This window comes from Bacteroides sp. MSK.20.82 (assembly GCF_019052485.1).
In the GTDB taxonomy this organism is placed as follows: Bacteria; Bacteroidota; Bacteroidia; order Bacteroidales; family Bacteroidaceae; genus Bacteroides; species Bacteroides thetaiotaomicron.
In genome coordinates this window covers 1-470 of sequence record NZ_JAHQUN010000147.1, presented here as the reverse complement: position 1 = coordinate 470, position 470 = coordinate 1, and the positions used below count along the sequence as shown (strand labels likewise).

Below are 470 nucleotides of genomic sequence, written 5' to 3'. Positions count from 1 at the left end.
TTTGATGAGCAGCATTTCTTTGTTGACTTGGTGTTTTACAATCGTTTGCTACAATGCTATGTGCTTATAGATTTGAAGATAGACAAACTTACTCACCAAGACCTCGGACAGATGCAGATGTATGTCAACTATTACGACCGCTATGTCAAACAAGACTTTGAAAAGCCGACAATTGGTATTCTACTGTGTAAGGAGAAGAACGATGCACTAGTGGAACTCACCTTGCCTAAAGATGCTAACATCTATGCTTCTGCTTATCAACTCTATCTCCCCAACAAGGCTTTATTGCAAGCCAAGGTGAAGGAATGGATTGAAGAGTTTGAAGAAAATGAGGAATTAAAGAAACTGGAAGAAAATAAATAGTATTTATGCAGCCAAAACTGCACAAATACAAACAGAAATACGACGATGGATACAAAAGCGTTACGTCAAAAGATACTCGACCTTGCGATACATGGAAAACTTGTACC

At 38.3% G+C, this 470-nt stretch carries 1 protein-coding gene; it reads left to right on the top strand.

Going from position 1 to position 470, the window contains the following annotated elements:
- On the top strand, positions 1-363 hold a 363-nt coding region (locus KTR07_RS28210), incomplete at its 5' end, for a PDDEXK nuclease domain-containing protein (protein WP_217315587.1).
- Positions 364-470: the final 107 nt, after the last annotated feature.